The following is a 17,169-nucleotide window of genomic DNA, read 5'->3' as shown; positions in this document are numbered from 1 at the left end:
CCAGGACGGGAGAGCACGCGTGGCGCGCAGCGTGTACGTGACCGGGATCGACCGGGGAGACGGCCGACAGGTCGTCGATCTGGGAGTCATGGAGCTACTGACGCGTCAGGTGGACCGGGTCGGGGTGTTCCGTCCGCTGGTCCATGACGGACCCGACCGGCTGTTCGAGCTGCTGCGGGCCCGCTACCGGCTCTCGCAGAGCCCGGAGACCGTCTACGGGCTGGACTACCACGAGGCGTCCGCCATCCAGGCGGAGCAGGGTACCGACGAGCTGGTCTCCCGGCTCGTCGAGCGCTTCCACCGGGTGTCACGCGACTACGAGGTGGTGCTGGTCCTCGGCAGCGACTTCGCCGCCACCCAGCTCCCGGACGAGCTCGCGCTCAACGCCCGGCTCGCCAACGAGTTCGGTGCCTCGGTGATCGCTGTGGTCGGCGGCGGGGGCCAGGACGCCGCGTCGGTACGGGCGGAGACGCGCAACGCCTACCGTGCGTACGCCGGTCTGGGCTGCGACGTCCTGGCGATGATCGTGAACCGGGTGGCGTCCGAGGACCGGGCCGCCATCGCCGAGCGGCTCGCGGCGACGCTGCCGGTCCCCTGCTCGGTCCTGCCCGACGACCCGGCGCTCTCCGCGCCGACCGTCGCCCAGATCACCGCGGCGCTGGACGGAACGGTTCTGCTCGGCGACGACTCGGGCCTCGCCAGGGACGCGCTGAACTTCGTCTTCGGCGGCGCGATGCTGCCGAACCTCCTCAAGGCACTGACCCCGGGCTGCATGGTCGTCACCCCCGGCGACCGCGCGGACCTGGTCATCGGCGCGCTCGCCGCGCACAGCGCGGGCACCCCGCCCATCGCGGGCCTCCTGCTGACCCTGGACGAGCGTCCCGGCGAGGAGATACTCAGGCTGGCCGCCCGCCTCGCACCCGGCACCCCGGTCATCGCGGTGACCGGTGGATCCTTCCCCACGGCGGCCGAACTCTTCTCGCTGGAAGGAAAGTTGAACGCGGCGACGCCCCGCAAGGCGGAGACCGCACTCGGTCTCTTCGAGCGCCACGTGGACACCGGCGCCCTGCTGGAGGGGATCTCCGTGTCCCGCAGCGGCCGGGTCACCCCGATGATGTTCGAGCACGAGCTGCTGGAACAGGCCCGCTCGAACCGGCGCCGGGTCGTCCTGCCCGAGGGCACGGAGGAGCGCGTCCTGCGTGCGGCCGATGTGCTGCTGCGCCGGGACGTCTGCGATCTGACGCTCCTCGGCGACGTGGACGTCATCCGCAAGAAGGCCGCCGACCTCGGCATCGATCTCGCCGGGACCCAGCTCATCGACCCGCAGACCTCCGAGCTGCGCCAGAGCTTCGCCGAGCAGTACGCGCTGCTGCGCGCGCACCGCGGCGTGACGGTGGAGCTCGCCCACGACGTCGTCGCGGACGTCAACTACTTCGGCACCCTGATGGTCCAGGAGGGTCTGGCCGACGGCATGGTCTCCGGCTCGGTGCACTCCACCGCGGCGACCATCCGCCCCGCCTTCGAGATCATCAAGACCAAGCCGGACGCCTCGATCGTCTCCTCGGTCTTCTTCATGTGCCTCGCCGACAGGGTCCTGGTGTACGGCGACTGCGCCGTCAATCCGGACCCGGACGCGGAGCAGCTCGCGGACATCGCGGTGCAGTCGTCGGTCACCGCGGCACGCTTCGGTGTGGACCCCCGGATCGCGATGCTGTCGTACTCGACGGGCACCTCGGGCAGCGGCGCCGACGTCGACAAGGTGCGGGAGGCCACCGAGCGGGTGCGCGCCTCGCACCCCGGCCTGAGGATCGAGGGCCCCATCCAGTACGACGCGGCGGTCGAGCCGTCCGTCGCGGCGACCAAGCTGCCGGCGTCCGAGGTGGCGGGGCGGGCGACCGTACTGATCTTCCCGGACCTCAACACCGGCAACAACACCTACAAGGCCGTCCAGCGCTCGGCCGGGGCCGTCGCGGTCGGCCCGGTCCTGCAGGGGCTGCGCAAGCCGGTCAACGACCTGTCGCGCGGCGCCCTCGTGCAGGACATCGTCAATACCGTGGCCATCACGGCGATCCAGGCGCAGGGCGAGGAGCGGACCCGATGACCACCGACCGAACCACCGGCGGGGCGGGCCGCGTGCTCGTCCTCAACTCGGGCTCCTCGTCGGTCAAGTACCAGCTCCTGGACATGCGCGAGCGGGTGCGGCTGGCGACCGGCCTGGTCGAGCGGATCGGGGAGGAGACCTCCCGGCTGGTGCACACCCCCTCCGGCGGCGAACCCCGTGAGCGCACCGGAAGGATCGCCGACCACGAGCAGGCCCTGAAGGCCGCGGCCGAGGAGCTGGCGGCCGACGGGCTCGGCCTGGACTCCCCCGAACTCGTGGCCATCGGCCACCGGGTGGTGCACGGCGGGCTGAAGTTCAGCGAGCCCACCGTGATCACCGACGAGGTACTGGCCGAGATCGAACGGCTCGTCCCGGTGGCCCCCCTGCACAACCCCGCGAACATCACCGGAATCCGTACGGCACGGGCACTGCGCCCGGACCTGCCGCAGGTCGCCGTCTTCGACACGGCGTTCCACACGACGATGCCGGAGCACGCGGCGCGGTACGCGATCGACGTGGAGACGGCCGACGCGCACCGCATCCGCCGCTACGGCTTCCACGGCACCTCCCACGCGTACGTCTCGCGCAGGACGGCCGAGCTGCTGGGCCGGCCGGTGGCCGACGTGAACGTGATCGTGCTGCATCTGGGCAACGGCGCCTCGGCCTCCGCGGTCGCCGGCGGCCGGTGCGTGGAGACGTCCATGGGGCTGACCCCCTTGGAGGGGCTGGTGATGGGTACGCGTTCGGGAGACATCGATCCGGCCGTCACCTTCCACCTCAAGAGGGTCGCGGGGATGTCGGTGGACGAGATCGATGTCCTGCTGAACAAGAAGAGCGGTCTGGTCGGCCTCTGCGGCGACAACGACATGCGGGAGATCCGGCGCCGGGTGGACGAGGGCGACGAGCGTGCCACGCTCGCGTTCGACATCTACATCCACCGGCTGAAGAAGTACATCGGCGCCTATTCGGCGGTCCTCGGCCGGGTGGATGCCGTGGTGTTCACGGCGGGGGTCGGGGAGAACGCCGCTCCCGTACGGGAGGCTGCGATCGCGGGACTGGAGGGGTTCGGCCTGGCGGTGGACGCGGATCTCAACGCCGTACGGTCCGGTGAACCGCGACTGATCTCCCCCGTCGACGCACGGGTGGCGGTCGCCGTGGTGCCGACGGACGAAGAGTTGGAGATCGCCGGCCAGACCTTCGCACTGGTCCACAACTGAGCGGGCCCGCGCCCCTTTGTATCTTCCACCAGACGGAATATTCCGCAGCGAAACAAACCGATAGGATCCGCCTCATGCGCCGTTCCAAAATCGTCTGCACCCTCGGTCCCGCCGTCGACTCGCATGAGCAGCTCGTCGCTCTGATCGAGGCCGGCATGAGCGTGGCCCGTTTCAACTTCAGTCACGGTACCCACGAGGAGCACCAAGGCCGTTACGACCGGGTCCGCAAGGCCGCCGCCGAGACCGGCCGCGCGGTCGGCGTGCTCGCCGACCTGCAGGGCCCGAAAATCCGCCTGGCGAAGTTCGCCGAGGGCCCCGTCGAGCTGGTCCGCGGGGACGAGTTCGTCATCACCTCGGAGGACGTGGCCGGCGACAAGTCGATCTGCGGTACGACCTACAAGGGTCTGCCCGGCGACGTCACCAAGGGCGACCCGATCCTGATCAACGACGGCAACGTCGAGCTCAAGGTCATCTCGGTCGACGGCCCGCGCGTCACCACCATCGTCATCGAGGGCGGTGTCATCTCCGACCACAAGGGCATCAACCTGCCCGGCGCGGCGGTGAACGTCCCCGCGCTCTCCGGGAAGGACGTCGAGGACCTGCGGTTCGCGCTGCGGATGGGCTGCGACCTGGTCGCCCTGTCCTTCGTGCGGGACGCCGAGGACGTCAAGGACGTGCACAAGGTGATGGACGAGGAGGGTCGCCGGGTCCCCGTCATCGCCAAGGTCGAGAAGCCGCAGGCCGTCGAGCACATGGAGGGCGTCGTCGCCGCCTTCGACGGTGTGATGGTGGCCCGTGGCGACCTGGCCGTCGAGTATCCGCTCGAGAAGGTCCCGATGGTGCAGAAGCGCCTCATCGAGCTGTGCCGCCGCAACGCCAAGCCGGTGATCGTGGCGACCCAGATGATGGAGTCGATGATCACCAACTCCCGGCCGACCCGCGCCGAGGCGTCCGACGTCGCCAACGCGATCCTGGACGGCGCGGACGCGGTCATGCTGTCCGCGGAGTCGTCCGTCGGCGCGTACCCGATCGAGACCGTCAAGACGATGTCGAAGATCGTCGTCGCCGCCGAGGAGGAGCTCCTGTCCAAGGGCCTCCAGCCGCTGGTGCCGGGCAAGAAGCCCCGTACCCAGGGTGGTTCGGTCGCGCGTGCGGCCTGCGAGATCGCGGACTTCCTGGACGGCAAGGCACTGGTCGCCTTCACCAAGTCCGGTGACACCGCCCGCCGGCTCTCCCGCTACCGCACGACCCAGCCGATCCTCGCCTTCACCACGGACGAGTCCACCCGCAGCCAGCTCGCCCTGAGCTGGGGCGTCGAGGCCCACGTGGTGCCGCACGTGGCCAACACGGACGCGATGGTCGACCTGGTCGACGAGGAGCTCCTGAAGCTGAACCGCTACAACACGGGCGACATCATGGTCATGACCGCCGGCTCGCCCCCCGGTGTCCCCGGGACCACGAACATGGTCCGGGTCCACCACCTGGGCGGCGAGAAGCGCGACTGACGCACCGGCGGTCCGCGCCTTGTCGCCGACCGCCGGCCGTCCGGACGACGACTGCGGGCCGCGCCTCCTGAAGAGGCGCGGCCCGCAGTCGTTGTTGCGGCTCCCGGACGGATCCGGATCACCGGCTAGCTGATGCCGCCGGTGAAGTAGTTGTGCAGTCCGGGGACCGAGAGAGTGCCGCCGAACTGTCCTGCCTGGGTCACCTTCACGTCCGTGAAGAACGCGAACGGTACGTTCAGCGGCGGCGGGGTCTCCGGGCTGAAGGTGATCGGGATGAGGCCGAAGAGGTTGCCCTTCAGCTCCTCCGTGTACATCGTCACCGTGCCGTTGCGGATCGTGGACGTGGAGCCGCTCCGCGCCTCGACGTGACCGGTGGTACCGCCAGGGCCCTTCGTGAGCTGGTGAAGGTCCTTGATGTCGATGGAGCTCGCGGTGAACTTCAGCACCTTCTTCGTGCTGCCGTCACCCTTCCTCACCTCGACGATGCCCTTGTAGTCCAGCCCGTTGAGCGTGAGCCTGGACGACTCGAGGATCCACGGGTCGTTCGGGAGCAGCGGGATGCCCTGCTCCAGGTCGGCCGCGGCGAGCGCCTCGGGATCGGCGGTCGGGCACGGGAAGCGCTCCTTGGCGCCGTCCGGGATGTCCTCGTCCTTCACCGGGTCGAGGCCCTTGGCCTCGTCCTCGAGCTCCTCGACGTCCTTGCCCGCCTTGTCGGCGGCGTCACGGATGGCGTCGGCGGTCTCGTCGACCGTGTCCTTCGCCGCGTCCGCAGCCTCCTCGACGGGCTCGGTGGCCTCCTCGACGGGCTTGGTGGTGGCGCTCTCCGTGGGCTTCGGAGCCTCTGTGGTGGCGCTGGGGGACGGACTGGCCGTCTCCTTGTCCGGTCCGTCGAGGAGGTCCTTGAGCGCGTCACCGACACCCAGCGGGTCGAGAGGGTTCTTCGACTCGGTGGGCGTGGGAGTGGGCGCCGCCTGGGCCTTGTTGTCGGCCGTGCCGTCCGCCGCGGGAGCACTCGCGCTCGCCGAGGGCTCGGGCGCGGTGGTCTTCTCCTTGCCCTGCTCCTCGTCCTTGCCCTGCTCCTCGTCCTTGTCGGCGGCTTCGCCGGTGGACGTGGCGCTCGGGGTCGGCTTGGCCTCGGGCTCCTGCGACTCGCTCGGTTCGTCGGAGCGCGTCACACAGGGACCGGGGGCGAAGGGTATGTCCCCGTTGTCGTCGGCCAGGGCGAGCTTGGGGGTGAGCCCCATGCCCACGAAGACCGCCGTGGGCATCGCGGCGAGCGCGAAGGCCTTCTTCCCCGCGGGCATGTGCAGCTTCGTCAGCAGCGACTTCCTGGGGGCCGCGTGGCGCGGCCCGCTTCTCACCCGGGTGTCCTCCCCGGTCGAGTCCGGCTGCGTCTCGTCACCCCGCACTGTTCCTCCCGCCGTTGGCGTCAACGTGTCCGTTCGTGCTGCCGTCGCTCCACGATTCGGATGCGTCGGCACCGTGCGACGGCTCGGCCGCCTGCGCCGGATCGGCGCCGTACTGCGACTCGTTCTGCGGCTCCTGCGGTGCGTACACGGCGGCGTGCTTGGCCGTTGCCCGCTCGGCGTCCGGTGTGCCCGGAGCCCAGGAAAGGGCGAGGCAGCCGCCGATCATGGACAGCAGGAACCCGATCAGGAAGCCGCCGAGGTTGGACACCGGTATGGAGACCAGCGCCAGCAGGATCGAGGCCACACCGGCGAACACCCGGACGATGTGGTGGTACCACATGGTCAGACCGAGCGTGATCAGCAGGACACCGATGATCAGTGAGCCCGCGCCCGCCGTGGTCGCCATGGCCAGCGTCAGATGGCCGATCTTGAGATTCGCGTACGGGAAGTACGCGATCGGACCGCCACCGAGCGCGGTCAGGAGGCCCGCCCAGAAAGGCCGGGTGTGCCGCCAGTCACGGAACCGCAGCCGCCAGTAGGCGAAGTCGCGGGTGCCTGTGGTCTCGGCGCTCATGGAAAACAGCTCCCTGGAACCGGTCGTGCTGTGAGAAGAAGAGGGAGTCGGACGGGCGGGCCGGCGTGGCCGCCGCCCCGCCCGTCCGGGCGGAGTGCTTAGTAGCACTCCTTGACGCCGTTGTAGAGCTTCATGCTCAGGCCGCTGAGCTTGAAGGTTCCGGCCGTGGTCGCCCACGCCGTCTGCTTCACGTTCCGCAGCTGTGCCCGCTCCGCCTGCTGGGCGAAACCGTTCTCGGCGACGTTCTCGCCGGACTTGATGGCCGGACCCTTGGTGGCGTCCTTCGCCGCAACACCGATGTCGATGTTGGTGAACTCGGCATCGGCCGACAGGTCCGCGACGTCGATGTACAGGTTCTCGGCCGAAACCGGCGTCTTGCCGCCACCGGCCTTCAGCTGAAGGCTGACCGAACCCAGCAGCGGGATGTTCGGCGTGACGACCGACTGGCACATGTTCGTGATCTCAGCCGTCTTGAACGACGAGATCGCGACCGGGTGCAGAGTCTTCTTGTCACCCTTCATCTCCGCGTAGCCGGTGTCTATGCCGCCGTACTGGGAGAAGCCGTGGCCGTCCAGGTAGTCGGCCGACACCTTGAACGACTGGCCCGACACGCTGAACGACGCGGCGAGCGCACCCTGCGCAAGCCCGACGCCCACCGCGGCGGTCGCGAGAACGCTCGGCACCATGACCAGAGCGAAACGCTTCCATCTGGTGCCACCGCGAACTTGGGAACTCATAAATTTCCTCCTTCTCGGACGTACATCTCCGGTACGGGCATCGTGCCCGTCCTGGGATGGGAGAAGTGCTACGTCCTCGGGAAGGAGAGCGCCCGGACCGGAGGCGCGTACCGCATCCGAATCACCGGCGATCACCCCCGAGCGACAACCACTGGTCACGCGTCTGCGCAACCGGTTCGGACAGGCCCTGCCGAAGGCAGGAACCCCCCTGTCCGCGATCGGCGCCACTGCCGCCGACCACCCGGTGGGGACCCAACTGACCGCCGACGCCGACTGGCCGTCGGGCTGGCGGTTATTGGACCGAGCGTGGCCGATCGTGGTGCATTCGCGGCCGCGACACAAGGGGGGTCGTTACTCGCTAGTAACGACCCGATAACCAGGGTGCGACAGGGGGGTACCGTCCGGCCACACAGGGTGGCACCAAAGGGGCGTGCGAACGGTGTGATTGGGGTCCTAAAGCGGACAGATCCCAGGGCGCGATTTACTACGAGTAACAGCGCGCAGTTTTATCAAGATTTGGTAAAGCGAAGGCGTATGTCGGCGTTCGCCCGCGAAAACGGCCGTGGCGCCCCCTGGGCACCACGACCGTGTTGTCACATCAGAACAAGACGCGCGCAAGGGCCGTTCGCGCGGCGACGACCCTGGGATCGTCCGGGCCGATCACCTCGAAAAGCTCCAGAAGACGCACCCTCACCATGTCCCGGTCGTCACCGAAATTGCGGCGGACGGTCTCGACGAGGCGACCGAAGGCGTCCTCGACATGGCCACCGACGAGATCCAGGTCCGCGGCGGCCAGCTGGGCCGCCGGGTCGGCCGGGTTGTCCGCGGCGTCCTTGCGGACCTGCTGCGGATCCAGGTCGGCGACCCTGCCGAGCAGTTCGGCCTGGGCGAGGCCGAGTTTGGCCTCGGTGTTGGCCGGGTCGTCGGCGAGCACGTTCTTGTACGCCTGGACGGCACCGCTGAAGTCATTGGCGTCCAACGCTTGCGCGGCGGCCTCCAGGAGCGCGTCGTACGGCCCCGCGGGCACATCGGCCGGGACACCGTCCTCCTCCGCGTCCACCGCTCCGTCCGGGTCGACCACGATCCCGGTGAGGCCGAACCGCTCCTCGGCCACCTGGATCAGCTGGTCCAGCGTCTGGCGGATCTGGCTCTCGGGGGCCGCGCCCTGGAAGAGCGGGAGTGCCTGCCCGGCCACCACGGCGAAGACCGCGGGAATGCCCTGGATCCCGAACTGCTGCATCAGCATCTGATTGGCGTCGACGTCGACCTTGGCCAGCACGAAGCGGCCGTTGTACTCGGTGGCGAGGCGCTCCAGGAGCGGGCCGAGCTGCTTGCACGGCTCGCACCACTCGGCCCAGAAGTCGATGACTACCGGGACTTCGGCGGAGCGCTGGAGGACGTCGTTCTCGAATCCCGCCTCATCGACGTCGATCACCAGGGAGGCGGGGGCGACTCCGCCGCCACCGCCCTGCCTGGCGGACTCCGCTCGGGCCTGCTCCGCCTTCGCCTTGGCCTCGCCGGCCGCCTTCACAGCGGCGAGGTCGACGACGCCGCTCATGGACATGTTCCTAGGCTGCATACGTACATCCTCCCCCCTGTGCGCACGGATTCGGAAAGCGATCCGTGAACCGCCTCCGTCCACAGCCACGCCGGTGTGCGCGGCGCGTGGACGGAAACGGTTCCGGGGCCCTGAAAAGCCCCGTTCTCGGTGCCGGATCCCCACCCGGCACCTGTGGCTGTCGATCAGTCGTGGCGCAGGACCGATGAACCATCGTCCTTACGCTACGACCCGTAGCGTAACTGGCCGGACCCCCTCCAGGGCAAGAGTGGCCGGTGATCTGTCTCACGGGCACCGGGACCGGTCAGTGGTACTTACCGGCCGGTATGGTCACCGCATGCTGAGCCGCAGCCACCCCAAACCCACCCGATCGGGACGTCCGCGCAGTGCCGCGGCCGACGAGGCGATCCTGGAGGCGACCCGTGAGTCGCTCGTCGACCTCGGCTGGTCGAAGCTGACGATGGGTGATGTGGCGACCCGCGCGGGGGTCGCCAAGACGACCCTCTACCGCCGCTGGGCCGGGAAGAACGAGCTGGTCGTGGACGCGGTCGCGGTTCTCTTCGACGAGCTGGAGCTGCCGGACCTGGGCAGCCTGTCGGCCGACGTGGAGGCCGTGGTGCTGCAGTTCGCGGCGCTGCTGGAGCGGCCGGAGACGAAGACGGCGCTGATGGCCGTGGTCGCGGAGTCGACCCGCGACGAGGCGCTGCGTGACCGGATCAGGAACTCCATCGTGGACCGGCAGAAACGCCTGGTCCTGGAGGGCCGGGCGCGCGCGCAGGAGCGCGGCGAACTGCCCGCCGAGCCGGATGCGGAGGCGGCGGCCCGCACCGCGGATCTGATCTTCGACGTGATCGCCGGTGCGGTCGTGCACCGGGCACTGGTGAGCGCCGAGCCCGTCGATGCCGACTGGGCCCGGCGCTTCACACTGCTGCTGCTCTCGGGGCTGGGAGCAGCCTCCGTCCAGTAGGCGCCTCAGAAGCCGGGCGGCTCCGTGTAGGTGCCCCACTCGTCGCGCAGCACGCCGCAGATCTCGCCCAGGGTCGCCTCTGCCCGTACCGCCTCCAGCATCGGCTCGATCATGTTCGAGCCGTCGCGGGCGGCGGCGAGCATCGCGTCCAGCGCGGCGCCGACCCGGGCCGCGTCCCGGCTCTCCTTGCGTCCGGCGAGATCGCGCACCTGCTCACGCTCGACCTCGTGGCTGACCCGGAGGATCTCCAGGTCGCCGGTCACCGAGCCGAGCGCGACGTTGACGCCGACGACCCGCTTCTCGCCCTTCTCGAGCGACTGCTGGTACTGGAAGGCCGATTCGGCGATCTCGCCGGTGAACCAGCCGTCCTCGATACCGCGCAGGATGCCCGAAGTCATCGGCCCGATCGGGTGCTTGCCGTCCGGGTGGGCACGGGTGCCGCGCTCCCTGATCTGGTCGAAGATCTTCTCGGCCTCGGCCTCGATGCGGTCGGTGAGCTGCTCGACGTACCAGGAACCGCCCAGCGGGTCGGCCACGTTGGCGACGCCGGTCTCCTCCATCAGTACCTGCTGGGTGCGCAGGGCGATCTCGGCGGCCTGCGCGGAGGGAAGCGCGAGGGTCTCGTCCAGGGCGTTGGTGTGCAGCGAGTTGGTGCCGCCGAGGACGGCGGAGAGCGCCTCGACCGCGGTGCGTACGACGTTGTTGTACGGCTGCTGGGCGGTGAGCGAGACGCCGGCGGTCTGGGTGTGGAAGCGGAGCCACTGCGCCTTGTCGGTCTTCGCTCCGTACGTCTCCTTCATCCAGCGGGCCCAGATGCGGCGGGCGGCACGGAACTTGGCGATCTCCTCGAAGAAGTCGAGGTGGGCGTCGAAGAAGAAGGAGAGACCCGGGGCGAAGGTGTCCACGTCGAGCCCGCGGGAGAGGCCGAGCTCCACGTAGCCGAAGCCGTCGGCCAGCGTGTAGGCGAGCTCCTGCGCGGCCGTCGCTCCGGCTTCGCGGATGTGGTAGCCGGAGACGGAGAGGGGCTTGTAGGCGGGGATGTCGCGGGCGCAGTGCTCCATCAGGTCGCCGATGAGGCGCAGATGGGGCTCGGGCTGGAAGAGCCACTCCTTCTGCGCGATGTACTCCTTGAAGATGTCGGTCTGGAGCGTCCCGTTGAGGACTCCCGGGTCGACTCCCTGGCGCTCGGCGGCGACCAGGTACATGCAGAAGACCGGAACGGCGGGGCCGCTGATCGTCATCGAGGTGGTGACGTCGCCGAGCGGGATGTCCTTGAAGAGGACCTCCATGTCGGCGGCTGAGTCGATGGCCACACCGCAGTGGCCGACCTCGCCGAGGGCGCGGGGGTCGTCGGAGTCGCGTCCCATCAGGGTCGGCATGTCGAAGGCGACGCTGAGGCCGCCGCCGCCCGCGTCCAGGATCATCTTGTAGCGCTCGTTGGTCTGCTCGGCGTTGCCGAAGCCGGCGAACTGGCGGATGGTCCAGGTGCGGCCTCGGTACCCGGTCGCGTGGAGCCCCCGGGTGAACGGGTACTCGCCGGGCCAGCCGATCCGCTCGAACCCCTCGTACGTGTCGCCGGGGCGGGGCCCGTACGCAGGCTCCACCGGATCCCCGGAGAGCGTGGTGAAGTCGGCGTCGCGCTTGCGGGCCTTGTCGTAACGGGCCTGCCAGCGGAGGCGGCCTTCCTCGATCGCGTGAGCGTCCATGGTTCAAATTTACTAGGACGTCCTAGTAAATGTCGATGGCAAACCGCCCGGTGCTTTGCACGGGGCGGTTCGGTGGGGCGTGGAGGCTGCGGACCCGGCGTACCGGTCAGGCCTTGACGGCCTGGGCGGAGCCGTCCGCGATCAGCGGCTCGACCTCCTGGACGACCTTGCGCTCGACGAAGAACGCGGCCGTCGGGATGGTGCCGGAGACCAGCACCCAGAGCAGCTTGCCGATCGACCACTTCGCCTTGGAACCGAGGTCGAAGGCGAAGATCAGGTAGATGATGTAGAGGACACCGTGGAGCTGCGAGACCACGAGGGTGAGGCCCTCGCCGGTGTCGAATCCGTACTTGAAGACCATGCAGGTGCACAGCACCAGCAACATGACGGCGGTGACATAGGCCATCACCCGGTAGCGGGTCAGCACACTGCGTTTCATGGCATCGAGCGTAACCGGACGGCCAGGGCGATCTTGCAGCGCCCTGCCCCCCGCGGTCACCGGTCCTCGAAGTCCTGGGCGGCCACCCGGAGCGGGCGCAGCATCGCGAAGATCTCGGCGCACTCCTCGGCGTCGTACACCCCGAGCCCGAAGTCCATCGCCATCAGGTCCTGCGTGGCCGCCTCGACCACCTCACGGCCCTTCCCGGTGATGGAGGCGAGTGTTCCGCGGCCGTCGTTGGGGTTGGGCCGCTTGTCGACCAGACCGGACCGCACCAGCCGGTCGACGGTGTTGGTCACGGAGGTGGGGTGCACCATGAGCCGCTCGCCGATCTTGGACATGGGCAGCTCACCGGCCTTGGAGAAGGTGAGCAGGACCAGTGCCTCGTAGCGGGCGAAGGTCAGCCCGTACGGCTTGACCACCGCGTCGACCTCGGCGAGCAGGATCTGCTGGGCCCGCATGATCGAGGTGATCGCTCCCATGGAGGGCACCGGCCCCCAGCGCCGGTGCCAGAGTTCCTCGGCGCGGGCGATGGGATCGAAGGGAAGGCTGAGCGGCTTCGGCACGGCACGACCTTACCCACTGGTCACATGCCGGTCAGCCCTGTCTCGCACTTCGGTACCGGACGCCTGTTCTACGTACCTCGGCGACCAGGAAGAGGGTGCACACCGTGCCGATCGCCCCGGAGGCCGCGACCACCTGGTGCACCGGGAAGAACTCGGCAGCCAGACCGGCCAGGGCCATGCCGATGCCCTGGACCGTCATCAGACCGGCGGTGAGCAGGGTCATCGCCCGGCCCCGCAGGTGCTCCGGAACCGCGTCGACGAACCACTGGTCGAGCCCGATGACGTACGCCGCCCCCGCCCCCGCCAGCACGAGGACCGCGACGGTCGGCGCCATGCCGGGCCGGAAGGCGAACATCACCAGGGGCAGCAGCCCGACCGCCGCCACCGGCAGGACGATCCGCGAGCGCGCCCGGGGGCCGAGGACGGTCCCCGTGTACAGCTCGGCGCCGATGTGGCCGACGGCCATGGAGCACATCAGCAGTCCGAGCGCGGCCGGTCCGGCACCGATCGCGTCCGCGTACGGGGCGGCGAGCGCCTCCGGAGCGACCACGAAGAGCGCGGGCACCCAGAAGAGGAGCATCAGCGCCCGGATCCTGCGGTCGGCGAGGACGACACGGGCGCCGGCGAGCGAGTCCCTCATGAGCGCACCGCCCCCCTCGCCGCCGGTGCGGGCGGGCCTGGCGCGGGTGCCGAGGCGGAGCAGCGCGGCGGAGCAGAGGAACGTGCCCACGGTGATCGTGATCGCCCCGCGCGGGGACAGCGCCGCGAGCAGCACCCCGCCCGCTCCGAAGCCGATGAGCAGGGCGCTCTGCGAGACGAGGCGCAGCAGCGAACGCCCCAGGACGTAGAGGTCGCCCTCGCCGAGGATGTCGGTGAGGGCCGCCATCCGCGTCCCGGTGAAGACGGGCGCCACGGCGGCCACGAGGCAGCGCAGCGCGAGGAGCCCTCCGACAGGGGTGCCCGGCAGCACCATCACGGCGACGCAGCCGGCACAGATCAGGTCGCAGGCGACGAGGACCCGGCGGGCGGGGTACCGGTCGGCGACCCCGGCGAAGAGCGTCCCGCCGACGAGGTACGGGAGGAAGCCGAGCGCGAAGGTGAGCGCGGAGAGAAGGGGCGATCCGGTCAGTTCGTAGACGAGGACGGTGAGTGCGAGTTCGCTGACGACGACACCGAGGAGGGACAGCAGGTGCGCGGCGAACACGGCACGGAACTCCCGTACGGCGAACACGGCACCGTAGCCCCCCGCGGGCTTCCCGGCCGGCGGAGGCTGCTCCCGGAGGGCGGGCGCCGGGCCCTGGCCGGGGTGGGCGGCACGCTCCGGGGGTACGGCCGGGGGCGGCACATCGGGGGCGGGAACGGTGCGGGGTGTGCCCGCCTGGTTGCGGTCGTCGCTCGGCATGGGCGCAGCCTGCCCCTCCGGGCCCGCCCGCCCGTAGACTTTCGGCTGACGCCGAAACTTGACGGGGCCCATGCCGTTCCACCTGCACTTCGACGAGAGCGACCTGCTCCGCTGCCGCTTCGCGCTCTCGCCGCTCTGGGAGACCCAGGAGGCGGTACGCACGCTGTCGCGTCCCGGGCGGCACGGTTACCACCTGCCCTGGCTGCGCCGGATCCGCGAGGACGCCGCCGCCCTGGATCTCGAACCGCTCTGGCGGCTGATGCCCGAGGGCGGTCACAACCCGGACTTCGTGTGCCCGCCGCCGGTCGGCCCGTTCACCACCTTCGAGGAGGAGATCGCCGCCGTACGCGCGGTCGATCCGCTCGTCGCCAGGGACGACATGGCGCGGGCGCTCGCCGACAGGCCCGGCAGCCTGGACTCGCCCACCGGGCGGCGGATGCTGGCAGACCCCGCACGGGCGGTCCAGGAGCTCGCGGACCTGCTGGAACTCGCCTGGCAGGTCCTGATCGAACCGCACTGGCCCCGGCTGCGGGCCCTGCTCGAAGCGGACATCGCCTACCACTCGCGGCGCCTCGCCGAGGTCGGCTTCGAGCGGCTGCTCGGCGGGATCAGCCCGCAGCTGCGCTGGTCCGGGTCGACCCTCACCGTGGTCGGCACCCGGGGGAACCACACCCGGGTCCTGGGCGGCCAGGGGCTCGTCCTCATGCCCAGCGTCTTCGTGTGGCCCGACGTCGTCGGCGGCTACGAGCCGCCGTGGCTGCCCGCGGTGATCTACCCGGCGCGCGGCATCGGCGGACTGTGGACGGAGTCGGCCGAGCGGACTCCCGAAGCACTCGCCCGGCTGCTCGGCAGGGCCCGCGCCGATGTGCTGTGCGCGCTGGACGAACCCGCCGGGACCAGCGCCCTGGCGCACCGCCTCTCGCTCGCGCCCTCGTCCGTGTCGGCGCATCTGTCGGTGCTGCGCACGGCGGGACTGCTCACCTCACGGCGGTACGGGCACCAGGTGCTGTACGAACGCACGCCGCTCGGCATCGCCCTGACGGCACAGGACCCGTGAGCGCGCTCAGCCGGCCCCGTTCCCTCCCGCGGGGGTGCTCGCGGCGGGGGTGACGAGTGCCGGTTCCGCCTCCTGCCCCGAACCGGCGGGCCGGACCGCGCCCGCCCTGCGCTCCCGCAGCCGTCCGAACGACCACACCGCGACCGGGGCGAGGGCGATCACCAGGGCCGGCGCCGCCCAGGTCCGCATCACCGCCGGGGTGTGGTCCAGCACCACCGACGCGACGAGTGAGGCCAGCAGCAGCGCCGCCCAGACGAGGTGCAGCCGGAAGGTGCGCAGCCGGTCCGTGCTGGCGGAACCGCCCTTGGGGGTGACGACGAACCGGCTGTCGGTACGCAGTACGGCGGCGCCCAGCGACTTCAGGTGGACCGGGGCGCAGAGCGCCGACATCGCCATGCCGGCGAGGCCTCCGGAACCCTCGGGTTCGTGCGGGGAGACGTTGTGGCGGCGGTTCCACAGGTAGAGCCCGATCCGGAGTGCCGCGGCCTCGCCGCACAGCAGCAGCCAGAGCGAGGCGGTGACCTGGGTGCCGAGGGATCCGAGCCAGAGGAACACCATGCAGCTCAGCACACCGAGCAGCCAGGTGACGGCGTTGACGGAGTAATGGACGAACAGCAGCGTGCAGCTGAGGAGCCGTCCGGGCGGCACCCTGAACAGGGCCCTGCCGTACTGCCTCAGCATCGTCTCGTACGTCCCCCTCGACCAGCGCAGCTGCTGGGTGAAGAAGTCGGTCCAGGAAGCGGGCCCCTCACCGACGGCCAGCACGTCCGGGGTGTAGACGGAGCGCCAGTGACGTCCGGTCAGCGGGTTGCGGTGGCGGTGGATCTCGAAGCCGGTCGCCAGGTCCTCGGTGATCGAGTCGTGGAGCCCGCCGACCTGGCGCAGTGCCGCGACGCGTACGACGTTGTTGGTGCCGACGAGTACGGGTGCGCCGTAGCGGTTGCCGGCGCGCTGGATCAGCGCGTGGAACAGGACCTGCTGGGACTCGGCCCACCTGGTGACGGCCGCTTCGTAGTTCCCGTAGACCTGGGGACCGACGACGAAGGCGGTGTCCGGGTCACGGAAGTAGCCGAGCATCCGTTCGAGGAAGTGGGGCTGCGGGACGTGGTCGGTGTCGACGGAGGCGAAGAAGTCGTAGGCGCCGCCGTGCCTGGCGATCCAGGCGTTGTAGTTGCCGTGCTTGGTCCTCGCCCTGTGCGGGCCCTTCGCACGGTTCCATTCGGGCACACCGCTGCGGGTGAAGTGATGGACCCCCAGCTCCGCGCAGAGCATCCTCGCCCCGGGGTCGTCGCCCTCGTCGAGCAGCCACACGTCCATCGGCCCGGAGTGCCGCACCGCGACAGCGCCCTTCAGGGTGGCCCGCACCATGGCGAGGGGCTCCTTGCCGGGGACGTACGTGGTGAGGAAGGCCACCCTCGTACCGGGCTCGGGCATCACCGGGACGGGGTCCCTGGCCACCGTCGTGGCGTACGCGATCGAGACCACGTCGACCAGCAGGAGCAGTCCGATCAGACCGATGGGGACGAGCACCACCATGTCGGCCGGGACCGGCCACGGCCCGCCGTTCCCGCGCTCGGTCCGGTGCGTGGGCCGGAGCAGGTGGAACAGGAGGATCGCGGTGAGGACGGGGGCGAGCGCCATCAGGGCGACTGCTCCCGTCCGGTGCTTCTCCGCCGGGAGGAGGCTCCGGTACTCCACCCGGTACCCGGTCGCGGCCGGCTCGGTGAGCGGACCCGCGAGCCGGCTGTAGCCGGCGTAGTCATAGCCCTCCGACGGCACCACGCCTCCCACTGTCGAACGGGTTGGTACCCCCACAGAAGGGGACATCCCTCGGAGTGTCGAGCCGGCAGGTCCGAGTGAGGGGTTTTTCGTCCCCCGAACGGGACGAGCCCCCGGCGTGGCGCCGGGGGCTCGGTGTGCGCGGTACGGCG

The 17,169-nt window shown here is 70.2% G+C and carries 14 protein-coding genes; 5 read left to right on the top strand and 9 right to left on the bottom strand.

Annotated elements, in window-relative coordinates; translation table 11 throughout:
- Nucleotides 1-19: 19 nt before the first annotated feature.
- The 3 genes from pta to pyk all read left to right on the top strand — a co-directional run bounded on the left by pta (nt 20) and on the right by pyk (nt 4,823).
- A complete protein-coding gene (gene pta / locus ACFW9O_RS29665; RefSeq protein WP_384613537.1) occupies nt 20-2,101 on the top strand; it encodes a phosphate acetyltransferase in 2,082 nt (693 codons plus the stop codon).
- Nucleotides 2,098-3,318, top strand: a complete 1,221-nt coding sequence (locus ACFW9O_RS29660; protein ID WP_384613536.1) for an acetate kinase — start codon at nt 2,098-2,100, stop codon at nt 3,316-3,318. Before pta ends, ACFW9O_RS29660 begins: the two co-directional genes overlap by 4 nt.
- 74 nt (nt 3,319-3,392) lie before the next feature.
- Nucleotides 3,393-4,823, top strand: a complete 1,431-nt coding sequence (pyk, locus tag ACFW9O_RS29655) for a pyruvate kinase (RefSeq protein WP_351168738.1) — start codon at nt 3,393-3,395, stop codon at nt 4,821-4,823.
- Nucleotides 4,824-4,948: 125 nt separating this feature from the next.
- Here the strand turns inward: pyk and ACFW9O_RS29650 are convergent, their stop codons facing one another.
- The 4 genes from ACFW9O_RS29650 to ACFW9O_RS29635 form a co-directional block, all read right to left on the bottom strand.
- The gene (locus tag ACFW9O_RS29650; RefSeq protein WP_384613534.1) at nt 4,949-6,232 is read right to left on the bottom strand and encodes a hypothetical protein; all 1,284 of its coding nucleotides are present in this window, start codon (nt 6,230-6,232) and stop codon (nt 4,949-4,951) included.
- Nucleotides 6,222-6,806, bottom strand: a complete 585-nt coding sequence (locus ACFW9O_RS29645) for a DUF6114 domain-containing protein (protein ID WP_351178599.1) — start codon at nt 6,804-6,806, stop codon at nt 6,222-6,224. The genes ACFW9O_RS29650 and ACFW9O_RS29645 overlap by 11 nt, the downstream gene beginning before the upstream one ends.
- Before the next feature lie 98 nt (nt 6,807-6,904).
- The gene (locus tag ACFW9O_RS29640) at nt 6,905-7,543 is read right to left on the bottom strand and encodes a DUF6230 family protein (RefSeq protein WP_351178596.1); all 639 of its coding nucleotides are present in this window, start codon (nt 7,541-7,543) and stop codon (nt 6,905-6,907) included.
- Between the two features lie 598 nt (nt 7,544-8,141).
- Entirely contained in the window at nt 8,142-9,122 is a 981-nt protein-coding gene (locus ACFW9O_RS29635; protein ID WP_351178593.1) for a tetratricopeptide repeat protein, read from the bottom strand.
- A 316-nt stretch (nt 9,123-9,438) separates the two neighbouring features.
- Between ACFW9O_RS29635 and ACFW9O_RS29630 the strand changes: the two genes are divergently transcribed.
- The gene (locus tag ACFW9O_RS29630) at nt 9,439-10,068 is read left to right on the top strand and encodes a TetR/AcrR family transcriptional regulator (RefSeq protein WP_351178590.1); all 630 of its coding nucleotides are present in this window, start codon (nt 9,439-9,441) and stop codon (nt 10,066-10,068) included.
- 5 nt (nt 10,069-10,073) lie between these two features.
- On the opposite strand, the gene ACFW9O_RS29625 is transcribed toward ACFW9O_RS29630, so the two are convergent.
- The 4 genes from ACFW9O_RS29625 to ACFW9O_RS29610 form a co-directional block, all read right to left on the bottom strand.
- Nucleotides 10,074-11,774 carry a methylmalonyl-CoA mutase gene (locus tag ACFW9O_RS29625; protein ID WP_384613531.1) on the bottom strand — a complete coding sequence of 567 codons (1,701 nt, stop codon included), beginning with the start codon at nt 11,772-11,774 and terminating at the stop codon, nt 10,074-10,076.
- A gap of 106 nt (nt 11,775-11,880) precedes the next feature.
- Nucleotides 11,881-12,213, bottom strand: coding sequence for a DUF3817 domain-containing protein (locus tag ACFW9O_RS29620; RefSeq protein ID WP_351178584.1), 333 nt, complete (start codon nt 12,211-12,213; stop codon nt 11,881-11,883).
- Between the two features lie 56 nt (nt 12,214-12,269).
- Nucleotides 12,270-12,779: a MarR family transcriptional regulator gene (locus tag ACFW9O_RS29615; RefSeq protein ID WP_351178581.1), complete on the bottom strand. Its 510-nt coding sequence runs from the start codon at nt 12,777-12,779 to the stop codon at nt 12,270-12,272.
- 31 nt (nt 12,780-12,810) lie between these two features.
- On the bottom strand, nt 12,811-14,181 hold the full coding sequence (locus tag ACFW9O_RS29610; RefSeq protein ID WP_384613528.1) for an MFS transporter: 1,371 nt from the start codon (nt 14,179-14,181) through the stop codon (nt 12,811-12,813).
- A 70-nt stretch (nt 14,182-14,251) separates the two neighbouring features.
- Between ACFW9O_RS29610 and ACFW9O_RS29605 the strand changes: the two genes are divergently transcribed.
- Nucleotides 14,252-15,238: a DUF5937 family protein gene (locus ACFW9O_RS29605; RefSeq protein WP_384613527.1), complete on the top strand. Its 987-nt coding sequence runs from the start codon at nt 14,252-14,254 to the stop codon at nt 15,236-15,238.
- 6 nt (nt 15,239-15,244) lie between these two features.
- Here the strand turns inward: ACFW9O_RS29605 and ACFW9O_RS29600 are convergent, their stop codons facing one another.
- On the bottom strand, nt 15,245-17,065 hold the full coding sequence (locus ACFW9O_RS29600) for a glycosyltransferase family 2 protein (protein WP_384613525.1): 1,821 nt from the start codon (nt 17,063-17,065) through the stop codon (nt 15,245-15,247).
- Between the last annotated feature and the right edge of the window lie 104 nt (nt 17,066-17,169).

The organism is Streptomyces sp. NPDC059499 (assembly GCF_042749285.1).
GTDB lineage: Bacteria > Actinomycetota > Actinomycetes > Streptomycetales > Streptomycetaceae > Streptomyces.
This window is presented reverse-complemented; position numbering and strand designations above follow the sequence as displayed.

Excerpts from the sequence above, each read along its gene's own strand:
- ACFW9O_RS29660 (WP_384613536.1), top strand. The coding sequence starts at position 2,098 with ATGACCACCGACCGAACCACCGGCGGGGCGGGCCGCGTGCTCGTCCTC.
- pyk (WP_351168738.1), top strand. The coding sequence starts at position 3,393 with ATGCGCCGTTCCAAAATCGTCTGCACCCTCGGTCCCGCCGTCGACTCG.
- ACFW9O_RS29645 (WP_351178599.1), bottom strand. The coding sequence starts at position 6,806 with ATGAGCGCCGAGACCACAGGCACCCGCGACTTCGCCTACTGGCGGCTG.
- ACFW9O_RS29640 (WP_351178596.1), bottom strand. The coding sequence starts at position 7,543 with ATGAGTTCCCAAGTTCGCGGTGGCACCAGATGGAAGCGTTTCGCTCTG.
- ACFW9O_RS29635 (WP_351178593.1), bottom strand. The coding sequence starts at position 9,122 with ATGCAGCCTAGGAACATGTCCATGAGCGGCGTCGTCGACCTCGCCGCT.
- ACFW9O_RS29630 (WP_351178590.1), top strand. The coding sequence starts at position 9,439 with ATGCTGAGCCGCAGCCACCCCAAACCCACCCGATCGGGACGTCCGCGC.
- ACFW9O_RS29625 (WP_384613531.1), bottom strand. The coding sequence starts at position 11,774 with ATGGACGCTCACGCGATCGAGGAAGGCCGCCTCCGCTGGCAGGCCCGT.
- ACFW9O_RS29620 (WP_351178584.1), bottom strand. The coding sequence starts at position 12,213 with ATGAAACGCAGTGTGCTGACCCGCTACCGGGTGATGGCCTATGTCACC.
- ACFW9O_RS29610 (WP_384613528.1), bottom strand. The coding sequence starts at position 14,181 with ATGCCGAGCGACGACCGCAACCAGGCGGGCACACCCCGCACCGTTCCC.
- ACFW9O_RS29605 (WP_384613527.1), top strand. The coding sequence starts at position 14,252 with ATGCCGTTCCACCTGCACTTCGACGAGAGCGACCTGCTCCGCTGCCGC.
- ACFW9O_RS29600 (WP_384613525.1), bottom strand. The coding sequence starts at position 17,065 with ATGTCCCCTTCTGTGGGGGTACCAACCCGTTCGACAGTGGGAGGCGTG.